This is a genomic window from Bacillus sp. 05T21, from assembly GCF_056396785.1.
The window spans coordinates 755542-767735 of the sequence record NZ_JBFTMD010000001.1; the positions used below are offsets into that span (position 1 = coordinate 755542).

Genomic DNA, 12194 nt, shown 5'->3' on the forward strand with positions numbered 1-12194 from the left:
CGTTACACCTCCTGCACTTTTTCTATTAAACGGATATACTTTCCGTAATCAAGTTCAATCGTCTTAAGTGAAACAACCAATCCTTCTAAAAGTATTTGTGCTTTTTCTGCTGTATGAACGTCTAAATCATTAGGCAATTCATACGTCAAGAATCCGCCATCACTTCCGAGTTCAATAGTTGCCTGCACATTACAAAGTTCTTCCACTGCATTTATAGAACCAAACACAACCGCTGTAGTTCCAGCACAGACAAGATCTTGTCCATGTGGCGCATAATTGGCATGTCCAGTCATTTTAAATGATCGGATACTTCCTAGTTTCGTGCGACTTATCGTAATCTTAATCATCTTAACCAGAATTAAGCGTTGATAGCTTCAACTACTAGCTTAGTGTAAGGTTGACGATGACCTTGTTTCTTACGATTGTTCTTTTTCGCTTTGTATTTGAAAACGATGATTTTCTTAGCGCGACCTTGTTTTTCAACTTTCGCAGTAACTGTTGCACCCTCTACAACTGGGCTACCAACTTTCACGTTTTCGCCACCAACGAAAAGAACTTTGTCAAAAGTAACAGTTTCACCAGCTTCAACATCTAATTTTTCAATGTAGATTGCTTGACCAGCTTCAACTTTAATTTGTTTTCCACCTGTTTCGATAATTGCGTACATACTTGCACCTCCTCTTAATTACTAAGACTCGCCAAAAACGAGGTAGACATAAAATGTCTTTAGGGAACCTGTCTTGTGCGGTTGTAGCATATAGCAGTTTAGGTGCTATAAACTATAACATAAAAATATTACCATGACTCATTGACTGTTGTCAATGAATGTTCTGCTAACTATTTTTTCCGTTCTACAATTTCTTTCTTACTTCCAAAACGGATAATAGCGTACTTTTCGATAATATCATCTTTGAAATAAATTTCAAATGGAATATTTTTTTGTAATTCTTTTTGTGAAAAATGTTTTTGTACTTTTTTTGAAGCACCAATCAATACAGCTTCATCCTCTATATTACCATAAGTAATAAGCTCTCTCTCTAGCTCATACGCAATTGTTTCATTAGATATAACGTAACCTGTCGCTTTACAAGGCGCACACTCTTCTAATAATACGTCACGTAACGAATGTTTCTTGCGCTTACGCGTCATCTCTAAAATACCTAACTCTGTAAACCCAAGCACTCTTGTATATGTGCGATCATCTTGTAAAGCTATCATTAAACGCTCTCTTACCTTCTCTTTATCTTCCCGTCTTTTCATATTAATAAAATCAATTAATATCATCCCGCCAATATCACGAAGTCTTAATTGACGAGCAATCTCTTCAGCAGCCATTTCATTTGTGCGAAATACGGTATCTTGTAAATTTTGTTTTCCAGTAAATTTACCTGTATTCACATCAATTACAGTCATCGTCTCCATTTGTTCTACAATTAGATAGGCACCATTTGGTAGCCACACAATTTTTTGAAGTGCTTTCTCGATTTCACGATCTATTCCAAAATGGTTAAACATCGAAGATTTTTCATTATAAAAGGATACTCTTTCTTTCCCTACTTTTTCTTCTAATTCTTTTACTATACTTCTCGTATCTACAACTATTTTTTCAATTGTTTCAATTGGGTTCTCCTGAAATACACGATCTAAAAACGTCGCTGGTTGATGAAGTAGTAAGGGCGCCTTCCCTTGATCTTCTTTTCTTTTTAACTCTTCATATAACTGCTGCAACCCTTGCATTTCAGCTTGTATTTCATCGATTGTTCCTTTTTCAGAAGCAGAACGGAAAATGTATCCACCTGTTCCTTCTACTTCAATTCCCAGTAACTGTTGTCTTCTTTTATTATTTTTTATTTTTCGAGAAACAGCGCGCATGTCATCATAGGGCATGTAAACGACATATTTTCCGGTAAATTCTATCTTCGCCGTTAATTTTGGCCCCTTCGTATCAATTGCCTCTTTCACAACTTGTACAAGTATCGCCTGTCCTTCATGTATGCGATATGAAGATGGTACATCATCAAATGAAAGATATGCATGTTTTTCTAATCCGATATTTACAAAGGCTGCGTTCATTCCAGCAATTGTTCTTACGATACGCCCAACATAAATATGTCCGACAATCTCCTGCTCTTCATTCCGTTTCCATAAAAGCTCGACAACTTTTTGCTTCTCTTCTATCGCAACACGCTTTTCCGAACCAGTGTAGTTAATATATAACGTCTTCAAAATTCTTTCCTCACTTTTCATTTCTTTTCCTTACAATATAAAAGGTTAGTGTCRTCGTCAACACTAACCAATTAATTCTTCAACAGATGAGGTTGTTCGTTTTTCAGCAAAATACGCATACAACAATTCATTTTCGTCCAATGTATAATGCTCTTTATATTTTCCATGGACGATAATAGAGTGTTTATATCCTCTGCGAAATTTTGTGAAAATCGTATATAAATGATCTTCCGTTTTCACCTCAATAGGTGCTATTTTTTCAATATCTCTTTTATTCCCATAATAACGCTCTAATAAAAAACGCATAAATGCGTACCGTCTTTGTTTCCATTCTTGATATAAAGAAATCGCTAGAAAAACGAGTAATACCCACATCATAATGTTATTACTATTCCAAAGTAACTGCCATCCTAATATTACACTAAAAAAAACACATGACAATTTCATCATCTTTTCATGTGCTTGTAAATAGGGAAAACGATATGATAATACATTAAATAATACTTTTCCACCATCAAGTGGCCAAATAGGCAATAAATTAAACCCTAAAATAATGACATTATTCCATACAAAGAAATGGTACAAATCGTCAGTTACCCAGCCCGCTTTATACAAAATGTAAGCGACCGCAATCATCCATATATGCTGAATTGGCCCCGCCATAACGACAATTAATTCTTCTTTTAACGATTTGTTCCCATGTTCTTCCATCTCGACTACGCCACCAAACGGCAAAAGCTGAATTTGTTTAATACGCCAATTATAATACGCTGCGGCAAAAGCATGCCCAAGTTCATGAACTAAAACGATACAAAATAGTAATAGTAACTCTTTAAAACGTGCTGTAAAAATACCAATGACAATAATAACCCAAAACAACGGATGCACAGAAATTTTCGTGAAAACATCCCTATATTTAATCAAATGAAATCACCTGAATTGGATCAATAAATTTCTCATTCTTTTTTATTGCAAAATAAAATTTGCCATTTTTATTATTTTCATCATTACTCACTATTCCAATTTTTTGTTTCTTTGAAACGTAATCATATAATTTTACTGACATATCATTTAAATTTGCATACCATGACTCCGTGCCATCAGCGTGCTGAATTTGAACTGTATTTCCAAGTTCCTCTTTCTTGCCCGCAAAAACAACTATACCTTCATTTACTGACTCCACCGTTGCATTTGTAGCCGTTTGAACAAATACACCCTGGCCGTTTTTTTGAAATCCTTGCATCACCTTCCCAGAGGCAGGAATCGCATAATCCTTTTGCTGAATAGCCTCTTCTTTTTTCTCATTTGGAGAAAAAAACACGAGAGGTTTTCCAAACTGATTTTCATACCATTTCGATATAGTAGCAAATTGAAATTCTTCTTGCATAACTTTTTCTGTAACAGCTCTAGTACCATCAAAAGAAGAAGGTGCGTTCTTAAATAAAATAGCAACCGAAAGAACTAATATTGCTGATAGCAAAACTTTGAAGAGAAAAACTTCTTTTCGAAACAGAGGATGAATTTCCTTCTCCCCCTCTTCAATAAAGACCGTTTCGCTATCAAAATCTCCTCCCGCAAAATACCGCTCTTCTTCTAGCAATTCTTGCTCTGCTTTCCTTTTCGCAATCCGCTTTTTAATTTCTTCCACACGTCTATTCTTCATACTGTCTCCTTTCTTTCGTTAGCCTTATTCAAATAGAAACAGTTATATACAGTTTGTACATATGTATGAGTTATAGAAGGAAGATATTCATGCGAAGAAAAAAGAAAGCACTCCGCATTTATGCGAAGTGCTTTTAACGGATTCCAAAGAAATTTTTCATCTTTGTAAATACCGATACTTTTTCTTGTTCAAATGCTTGTAATGGTACATTCTCACCTAACAAGCGTCTTGCAATATTACGATAAGCTATTGCTGCTTTCCCACTAGGTTGCAGCGCTACAGGTTCACCTGTATTCGTAGCACGAATAACTTCATCATCATCCTCGACAACTCCAAGAAGCTCGATTGACAGTGTACGTACGATTTCATCAACGTCTAACATATCCTGTTCATGAAGCATATGACTACGCACACGGTTAATGACAAGTTTCGGTGGTTCAATATCCTCTTTCTCTAAAAGCCCGATAATACGATCCGCATCACGCATTGAGGATACTTCTGGTGTTGTTACAACGATTGCTTTATCCGCACCTGCTACTGCATTTTTAAACCCCTGCTCAATCCCCGCAGGACAATCAATTAATATGTAATCATAATCTTGACGTAATACTTGTATTAATTCATCCATTTGTTCAGGTGTTACCGCCGATTTATCGCTCGTTTGTGCTGCAGGTAATAAATAAAGATCATCAAAACGCTTATCTTTAATAAGAGCCTGAGGTAAACGACAACGCCCTTCAACGACATCAACAAGATCAAATACAATACGATTTTCTAGCCCCATTACTACGTCTAAATTGCGTAAACCGATATCTGTATCAATTAAACACACTTTTTTTCCAGATAACGCAAGGGCTGTACCAATGTTCGCAGACGTTGTAGTTTTACCTACTCCGCCTTTTCCAGATGTAATTACTATTGCCTCTCCCACAGCTATACAATTCCCCTTTCTAACTTTGTTAAATTAGGTCTAAGATGAGTGAGAAGTTGCAGGCGATCGACAACAATGTGATTATTCTCATTAATGTACGCACATTCTGCCGCCTCTGCTCCGTCTTCTTTCTCTTCCGGAGCCCGCATTGTCACATCACTAATTCGGAGTTGCATAGGGTTCATAATAGATGCAGCAATAACAGCTTCTGAATCTCCATCATACCCCGCATGTGCAATTCCTCTTAATGATCCCAAGACAAAAATATTCCCCCCAGCGATAACCGTTCCGCCTGGATTAACATCTCCAATTAATAATAAATTGCCTTTTACATGTAACACTTGTCCAGAGCGAACAATTTTGGAAATAGGGACAATTTCTGTTTCTTCTTTCCAAGCTATTGCTTCTGCTTTTGTTATAACATCACTTTCGATTGATTCTACAACAAGGTTCTTCTTATTGCGAATTAACGTACGAATCTCTTCTTGTTGTACTTCTGTTAAATAGCGATTTCCTACTTTAACACGCACTTCAATTAAAGAACGTCCGTCACTCTCATAGTAATGTGTAGAAAGCTTTTCATCCAATTCTTTTAGTAGCTCAGAGAATGAACAGCAATCATCTAAATGAAGTGTTATTCCATCTTTTGTCCCTTTTATCGTTACATTTTGTTGCTTTTTTTCTTCCACTAAAGTTCACCCCACCGATTCAATTCGACATAAAATTAGAAAATCCTTTTTTCTTTTTCTTCTATCGCTTTTGAAAGACGCACTAAATATCGTCTCAGTGGGAAACAAACTATTAATAAGAAAATTCCATTTAGCAATAAAGTAGCAAGGAGACGATCTGTGAAAAAGACAGATGCTGACATGTGAGTACGTCCTAACAAAGTTAAAAACCCATACACATAATACTCTAATGCTGCAATGCCAGCCAGTACGATAGAAGCGACAATAAATAAATTCAATTGTAATACTTTCATCACACTATAAACTAAATAAGCTAAAATCGGATAAGCAAATATATATATACCGACAAGTTCCGTGTATACGGTATCAAATAAGAAACCAAATAATAGTCCGTAGTAAATCCCTTGAACCGGACTATAGTACACTGTAATAAAACATAACACAATTATGAAGAAATGCGGTGCTGCTATACTGCCTTTCCAAAAGACGTCTGTTGGAACAACAGTAGAGAACATATTTTCAAATAAAAAAACAAAAAGGAGCAAAAGAGGAAGAGCTGCTCTTTTTAAAATCGTCATCATCTCTTCTCTCCCTCCTATTCTAACGGCGCTGTAGGCATATCACGTTTTGCAACTATAATATGCTCTACATCATTCAAATCAGCGGATGGTTTTACATAAGCTGTTTTTGTTAAACCGTATGGATCTGGCTGAACATCAACAATTTTCCCAATCGCAAGACCTTTTGGGAAGATATCACCAAGTCCAGATGTTACAACTAGTTGATCTTTTTCTACTTTTGCATCAGAGCTAATCTTTGTGAAAAGAAGTAGTTGTTTTTCTTTATCGTAACCTTCAATTAATCCAAAGATATTTTCTTGTCCTTGTACAATAGCAGAAACACGGTTTGTTCGGCTCATCGAACTTAACAACTCTACTGACGATGTAAACTGAGATACACTTTTTACGCGTCCAACTAAACCTTTCGGAGTTACAACAGCCATATCTTTTTTGATCCCTTGCTGTGCTCCTTTATCAATTCCAACTAAATCGTACCATTTATCGGGATTACGAGAAACCACACTAGCTTGTACTTCCGTATAATCACCACGGGACTTTTCTTTACCAGTTAATTCTCGTAGTTTTTTATTCTCATCGTCTAAATTTTTCACTACTGCAGATAAATCTGCGGTAGAATCTAATTTTGCTTTCAGCTTTTTATTCTCTTCATACGTGCGCTTTACATCTTCTACGTTCTCGAAGAATCCGGCAACATAATTCGCTGGCTTTTGGAATACACGTTCTACAACACCGACAGTATCTTTTATAAACTGCTCTGGCCATGATAAACTGTTCCGTTCTTTCAATGAGATTCCAATCAATGCCACGAGAAGAATAATACTAACTAACAAAACAATTAATCTTTTGTTTAAGAAAAACTGTGGCACGTTCACACCCTCTTAATTTCATTGATTTTTATTTTGCAATATTATCGAGCAGCAGTTTTGAAAAGGTCGATATTGTCTAATGCTTTACCCGTTCCAATTGCTACGCAATCTAATGGATCCTCTGCAACAAGAACTGGCATATTTGTTTCTTCACTAATAACTTTATCTAAGTTACGTAGTAATGCCCCGCCACCCGTTAATACGATACCGCGGTCCATAATATCCGCTGCTAATTCAGGTGGAGTTTTTTCTAACGTATTTTTAACTGATTCTACAATTGCATCTACTGTATCTTTTAATGCATCTGCAATTTCTTCTGGTTGAATTAGTACTGTTTTAGGTAAACCACTTACTAAATCACGACCGCGAATTTCCATAGGCTCAATACCTTCTGGCTCGCCTGCAGAACCGATTTCTAATTTTAGTGCTTCTGCTGTTCTTTCACCAATCATTAAGTTGTAGCTTTTCTTAATGTACTGAATGATTGAATCGTCCATATCATCACCAGCAACACGAACTGATTGACTTGTTACGATACCACCTAAAGAAATAATTGCAACTTCTGTTGTACCACCACCGATATCAACAACCATACTACCAGTCGGCTCCCAAACAGGTAAGTTTGCACCAATTGCTGCTGCAAATGGCTCTTCGATTGGATAAGCATCACGAGCACCAGCTTGACGAGTCGCATCGATTACTGCACGTCTTTCTACAGCTGTAATACCAGATGGTACACATACCATTACATATGGTTTACGTGAGAAGAATCCATTTGATTTTTGAGCTTGTTGAATGTAGTATTTCATCATTATTGCTGTTGTTTCGTAATCAGCAATTACACCATCTTTCATAGGGCGAAGTGCCACTACATTTCCTGGTGTACGACCAATCATTTGTTTTGCATCGCTACCTACCGCAACGATTTGTTTCGTATCAGTTTGTAATGCTACTACTGAAGGTTCACGTAAAACTACACCTTTCCCTTTCACATATACAAGCGTGTTCGCCGTTCCTAAGTCTATTCCAAGATCGCGAGTAAATCCACCAAATCCAAACATATCATTTATCTTCCCTTCTTATTTTCACGGACTCATTTTTCTTACTTTATATTTATAAAAACAGTACGTTTTTTTATATCTGCATCCTTTTTGTAGATAATTTTCTACAAAAAACTCATAAATCACATTATAAAACAAAATAAGTAAAAAGAATAGTCTTAAATATGACCTTTTTCCTTTAAACTCACGAATTTATGGTCACCTATTATGATATGATCAAGTACTTCAATTCCGATAATTCGACCACATTCTACTAATCGTTTTGTAACTTCAATATCTTCACGGCTCGGCGCCGGATCTCCTGAGGGATGGTTATGAAGACATATAATAGAGGCTGCTGCCCGACGGAACGCTTCTTTAAAAACTTCCCTTGGGTGCACAATCGACGTATTTAAACTTCCAATAAAAATAGTTTGCCTATGTATAACTTGATTTTTCGTATTCAAATATAAACAAACAAAATGCTCCTGTTGCAAAAAACGCATCTCTTCCATCATATAACTCGCACAATCTTCTGGACTTCGAATACTATATCTATTTTGACATTCTAAACGTACCATTCTTCTACCTAATTCAAAAGCAGCCATAAGCTGCGACGCCTTTGCAATCCCAACACCATGAATGCTCATCATCTCTTCTAACGTTGCATCCTTTAACATTCGTAAGCCGTCAAAATGATGTAGAATATTATCTGATAACGTTAACACCGTTTCTTCTTTAGAACCCGTTCTGAGTAAAACTGCAAGAAGTTCTCGATTCGATAAACTTCCTGCTCCTTCTAACAATAAACGCTCCCGTGGCTGTTCTTCTCTCACAACATCACGAATACCGTTCATCTCTCCACCCCTTTTTTTACGATTTCTCCTAAAGAAAACCCCATGCAATTTTACACATGGGTTACATCGCTATCAAACTGTTTTAATTCACGGACAAGACGTGCAATTGGCAAGCCAACTACACTGTAGTAGTCCCCTTGAATATGTTGAACAAAAATAGACCCTTTACCTTGAATTCCATAGCTTCCTGCCTTATCAAGTGGTTCCTTCGATGCAACGTATACGTCTATTTCTTCTTCTGTTAATCCCCAAAATGTTACTTCTGTACGTTCATAAAAAGTTACCGTTTTTTCTTTCGATATAATTGCAACACCTGTGTATACTTCGTGTGTTTTCCCTGATAATAATTGTAGCATTTCTTTCGCCTCAGCCCCATTAGACGGCTTTCCAAGAATACGCGAATCATATGTAACAATTGTATCTGCACCTAGTACAACTTGATTACTATGGTTTTCTGCCACAGCAGATGCTTTTTGCAAAGCAAGCGACATGACAATATCAGAAGGTGATGAATATGCACCAATCTTCTCTTCTACTTCACTAACAACGATGTCAAATGGCACATCTGCTAATTCAAGCAGTTCCTTCCTCCTCGGTGACCCTGAAGCTAAAATAATTTTCCTCATATTTTCTCCTTCCCTTCTCACATGAAGCAGAATAATTCAAATCAATCGTATCAAAGGAATAGTTTCCCCACAAATTCTAGAAATATCATTTTCTCTAAACAAAATAATAGTTCTTTTTAAATACGATTATATGCTGCCCATACAGAAAGCACTTTGTTCTAAATTCAAAAGAAAAGAAAGAAGTATATGTACTTCTTTCTTCGTCATTTCATTATCCTATTATTTCACTTTTTGTGAAACCATTTTTTCATACGAAAGTATACCATCAATAATAACTTGATTTAATTTAGCTACAGATTCCTTATCGCTCTTCCCTTCCTTAATCGTTTGCACCGCTATTGACGTATACGTATAAAGCTTCTTTGCATCTTCACGCTTCATACTCTTCCCTTCCTTTTCCATAGCTTTCCACTCTTTTTGAATCGCTTCTATATCTTTTGGATTACTTTTCCCACTAGTTTGTACGCTGGACACATATTTTGCTAAATGAGTATATAATGGCTGCACTTTCGCTAAAAACATTCCTACTTCTTTATCATTTTTGAGCAATGCTTTATCTGTAATATCCCAATTTTTTTTCAAAACTGAAACACCATCTTGCTTATACTGATCTATTAATTGATTAACAGCCTGTTCATCGCTCGTAATAGCAACAACTAACGCATACTTATCACCACTCGGTTTCAAAGTAGCCACGCCCCCATTACTTTTCCACTCTTCAATAGCAGCCTGTCCTTTTTCTTCAGAGGAATAAAGCCCTCCTTGAACAAAAAATAGTTTCATTGGGTCTAATGACGTTCCTACCTGTGCTTTTGGTTTTTCCTCTTTCGGTGTTGGTGTTTGTTCTGCCGTTCCACCCACCTTTTGTTCCTCATTACCTGCCTGCTTCGAAGCCGTTACCTTACCTTCTCCTGTCGTCCCTTGTCCAGTTAATAAATGAATCATACCCATCCCAAATGCAGTACCAATAATTATTGCAGTTGCAACGATTGCGATTATTGTATTGCTCCACTTCTTTCGATATTTTTCCATAGATACTGATTTCGCTTTTTGAAACGGAACGACATTTTTCGGTCTCTCACTTTCTGCTACCATCCAGTCAAACTCATCCTTCTTTTTTTCCTCATACTTCGCTTCTGTTCCATTTACTTTCACCGAGATCGTTCGTGATTGCTTGTCCATACATTCACACCTCACCTCTTGTCATTGTCCGCATCATATCATATTCATTCCACAAAAAAACGAGATATTTGTCAGAGGAATTCGTCAAATAACCCTATATTATTATCTTATATGTATGCATTTGACTTCATTTGTAGAACAAAAAACTAGATAGCAAAGACTATCTAGTTTTTCTCGCGAATATATTTTCTAACTTCGGAAATGAAATACAAAGAACCTGTTATGATAAAAACATCATGTTCTCCTATCATGTCAACCTTTGTATCAATTGCCTCTTTCCAATCTTCAAAAACTATTTTTGACTCTTGTTGTGAATACGATGCAAGCTTGTCAGCAGAAATGGCACGATCAAAGGCAAACGTCGTAAATATTATTTCATCAGCAACTTTTTCTAATTGCCCTACCATGTTATGTAACTGTTTGTCACCAAGAGCAGTAAATAAAACTATTACATTCTTCTTTTTATAATGTGCCTCTACTGTCTTTACAAGACTTTCAATACCTTCTGGATTATGAGCACCATCTATTATAATATCTGGATTACTTTGTAACTTTTCAAATCGACCAATCCAGTATGCTTCTTGTAAGCCAACTTTTATTTCCTCTTCATCAATTAAAAATGATAAATATGTTTTTAAATACATTACTGCCATAAGCGCTAGTGCTGCATTGCCTACTTGGTGAATACCTTTCATTGAAATCCGAACATTTTCAAACGAGGCAAATGGACAAGCAAAATCAAAGTGTTCCCCATCTTTATTAGAATGTTTATGTAGTGTTGTAAACTGTTTTCCAAGTTCATATAAGCTTGCATGATTTTCCTTAGCAACCTTTTGAATTACTTGCAATGCTTCTTCATTTTTCACACCAGTAATAACTGGAACACCAGACTTAATAATCCCTGCCTTTTCATATGCAATTTCTCCTAGTGTATTGCCTAAAATATGCATATGATCGTGACCGATATTCGTAATAATCGTGAGAACCGGATGAATAACATTTGTAGAATCAAATCTTCCCCCAAGCCCCGTTTCAAATAAAACGACATCACAGAAATTAACTTTACCGAAATAATAAATTGCCATTACTGTAATAATTTCAAACTCAGTCGCTTCTCCTAAATCCGTCTCATCTAATTTTTCAACGACTGGCTTTACCATATTTACAAGTTCTGCAATCTCTTCATCTGCAATCGGTATTCCGTTTACACTAATACGTTCATTGAATGTTTCTATGTAAGGCGATGTAAACGATCCTACTTTATATTTCGCACCTTCTAACATGTAGCGCATGTATGTTAAAGTTGAACCTTTTCCATTTGTGCCGGCTAGATGAACACATTTTATATGACGCTCTGGATTTCCGAGTTCTTCTAACATCCATTGCATTCTTTCTAGCCCTGGTTTTATCCCAAATTTCAATCGGCTATGAATCCAGTTTATCGCTTCTTCGTATGTATGTATCACGTGTGTTATTCCCCTTTCAAAAGACAACCTTCATACTTCTATTATACGCAAAGAAAAGAGACTCACC

Annotated in this window: 14 protein-coding genes and 1 other annotated feature; all 14 genes read right to left on the minus strand. The window is 36.3% G+C overall.

Going from position 1 to position 12194, the window contains the following annotated elements; genetic code table 11:
* Positions 1-2: 2 nt before the first annotated feature.
* Entirely contained in the window at positions 3-347 is a 345-nt protein-coding gene (locus tag AC1DKZ_RS04010; RefSeq protein ID WP_002138477.1) for a ribosomal-processing cysteine protease Prp, read from the minus strand.
* 11 nt (positions 348-358) lie between these two features.
* Entirely contained in the window at positions 359-667 is a 309-nt protein-coding gene (rplU, locus tag AC1DKZ_RS04015) for a 50S ribosomal protein L21 (protein WP_000270907.1), read from the minus strand.
* 14 nt (positions 668-681) lie between these two features.
* Positions 682-760, minus strand: a sequence feature (ribosomal protein L21 leader region).
* 77 nt (positions 761-837) lie between these two features.
* Complete coding sequence (locus AC1DKZ_RS04020; RefSeq protein WP_113935649.1) at positions 838-2247, minus strand: Rne/Rng family ribonuclease; 1410 nt, start codon at positions 2245-2247, stop codon at positions 838-840.
* Between the two features lie 42 nt (positions 2248-2289).
* Positions 2290-3150, minus strand: coding sequence for a M50 family metallopeptidase (locus tag AC1DKZ_RS04025; protein ID WP_002088816.1), 861 nt, complete (start codon positions 3148-3150; stop codon positions 2290-2292).
* Positions 3143-3889, minus strand: a complete 747-nt coding sequence (locus AC1DKZ_RS04030; RefSeq protein WP_002143261.1) for a M23 family metallopeptidase — start codon at positions 3887-3889, stop codon at positions 3143-3145. Before AC1DKZ_RS04030 ends, AC1DKZ_RS04025 begins: the two co-directional genes overlap by 8 nt.
* A 133-nt stretch (positions 3890-4022) precedes the next feature.
* A complete protein-coding gene (gene minD / locus AC1DKZ_RS04035) occupies positions 4023-4820 on the minus strand; it encodes a septum site-determining protein MinD (protein WP_000503308.1) in 798 nt (265 codons plus the stop codon).
* Positions 4821-4822: 2 nt separating this feature from the next.
* On the minus strand, positions 4823-5509 hold the full coding sequence (gene minC, locus AC1DKZ_RS04040) for a septum site-determining protein MinC (RefSeq protein WP_002015372.1): 687 nt from the start codon (positions 5507-5509) through the stop codon (positions 4823-4825).
* Between the two features lie 35 nt (positions 5510-5544).
* Positions 5545-6090: a rod shape-determining protein MreD gene (gene mreD, locus AC1DKZ_RS04045; protein WP_002015371.1), complete on the minus strand. Its 546-nt coding sequence runs from the start codon at positions 6088-6090 to the stop codon at positions 5545-5547.
* A 14-nt stretch (positions 6091-6104) separates the two neighbouring features.
* On the minus strand, positions 6105-6956 hold the full coding sequence (mreC, locus tag AC1DKZ_RS04050; protein ID WP_002138478.1) for a rod shape-determining protein MreC: 852 nt from the start codon (positions 6954-6956) through the stop codon (positions 6105-6107).
* A gap of 41 nt (positions 6957-6997) precedes the next feature.
* Entirely contained in the window at positions 6998-8017 is a 1020-nt protein-coding gene (gene mreB / locus AC1DKZ_RS04055; RefSeq protein WP_002015369.1) for a cell shape-determining protein MreB, read from the minus strand.
* 158 nt (positions 8018-8175) lie between these two features.
* Positions 8176-8853: a DNA repair protein RadC gene (gene radC, locus AC1DKZ_RS04060; protein ID WP_476995671.1), complete on the minus strand. Its 678-nt coding sequence runs from the start codon at positions 8851-8853 to the stop codon at positions 8176-8178.
* A 50-nt stretch (positions 8854-8903) separates the two neighbouring features.
* Positions 8904-9479 (minus strand): Maf family protein, encoded by a 576-nt coding sequence (locus AC1DKZ_RS04065; RefSeq protein WP_002143262.1) that lies wholly within the window; start codon positions 9477-9479, stop codon positions 8904-8906.
* Between the two features lie 219 nt (positions 9480-9698).
* The gene (locus tag AC1DKZ_RS04070; protein ID WP_002143263.1) at positions 9699-10661 is read right to left on the minus strand and encodes a hypothetical protein; all 963 of its coding nucleotides are present in this window, start codon (positions 10659-10661) and stop codon (positions 9699-9701) included.
* Positions 10662-10825: 164 nt separating this feature from the next.
* Positions 10826-12127 carry a bifunctional folylpolyglutamate synthase/dihydrofolate synthase gene (locus AC1DKZ_RS04075; protein ID WP_476995672.1) on the minus strand — a complete coding sequence of 434 codons (1302 nt, stop codon included), beginning with the start codon at positions 12125-12127 and terminating at the stop codon, positions 10826-10828.
* Between the last annotated feature and the right edge of the window lie 67 nt (positions 12128-12194).

Excerpts from the sequence above, each read along its gene's own strand:
- mreD (WP_002015371.1), bottom strand. The coding sequence starts at position 6,090 with ATGATGACGATTTTAAAAAGAGCAGCTCTTCCTCTTTTGCTCCTTTTT.
- AC1DKZ_RS04010 (WP_002138477.1), bottom strand. The coding sequence starts at position 347 with ATGATTAAGATTACGATAAGTCGCACGAAACTAGGAAGTATCCGATCA.
- AC1DKZ_RS04070 (WP_002143263.1), bottom strand. The coding sequence starts at position 10,661 with ATGGACAAGCAATCACGAACGATCTCGGTGAAAGTAAATGGAACAGAA.
- AC1DKZ_RS04030 (WP_002143261.1), bottom strand. The coding sequence starts at position 3,889 with ATGAAGAATAGACGTGTGGAAGAAATTAAAAAGCGGATTGCGAAAAGG.
- mreB (WP_002015369.1), bottom strand. The coding sequence starts at position 8,017 with ATGTTTGGATTTGGTGGATTTACTCGCGATCTTGGAATAGACTTAGGA.
- AC1DKZ_RS04020 (WP_113935649.1), bottom strand. The coding sequence starts at position 2,247 with ATGAAAAGTGAGGAAAGAATTTTGAAGACGTTATATATTAACTACACT.
- rplU (WP_000270907.1), bottom strand. The coding sequence starts at position 667 with ATGTACGCAATTATCGAAACAGGTGGAAAACAAATTAAAGTTGAAGCT.
- AC1DKZ_RS04065 (WP_002143262.1), bottom strand. The coding sequence starts at position 9,479 with ATGAGGAAAATTATTTTAGCTTCAGGGTCACCGAGGAGGAAGGAACTG.
- radC (WP_476995671.1), bottom strand. The coding sequence starts at position 8,853 with ATGAACGGTATTCGTGATGTTGTGAGAGAAGAACAGCCACGGGAGCGT.